At 39.3% G+C, this 443-nt stretch carries 1 protein-coding gene; it reads right to left on the reverse strand.

The features are described 5' to 3' along the window. A partial coding sequence (locus tag HC176_RS16600) for a Mur ligase family protein (protein WP_245234937.1) occupies positions 1-443 on the reverse strand: 443 nt, incomplete at both ends.

Raw genomic sequence — 443 nt, forward strand, 5'->3', positions numbered from 1 at the left:
TTTTCAAGCCGGTGTTCCACCCCCTGAAAACTTTCCATGCTCTGTCTTATTGTTTCTTTTCTAATGCGTAATAATTGTGCAACAGTAGCTGCGGCCATCGCATTCTTGGCGTTGTGTTTTCCTTCGAGGGTTAAATTTGATGTTGGCATGGTCAATTCTGAATTATCTGTACGAATAATAAGTTGTTCATCTTTTATAAAAGCTCCTTTTTCAAATTCCTCCCGGAGTGAAAAAGGCAATTTTTGGGACTGGATTGGATTTTCCTGCAGCCATTTCATGATCACAGGATCATCGGCATCATAAATGAAATAATCTTTTTCTGTTTGGTTCTTCACGATCCTGAATTTACTGGCGATGTATTGGTTAAAATCATGCCTGTAACGATCAAGATGATCCGGTGTTATATTGGTCAAAACTGCGATATGCGGCCGGAATTCTTCTAT

Source organism: Tamlana crocina, assembly GCF_012037625.1.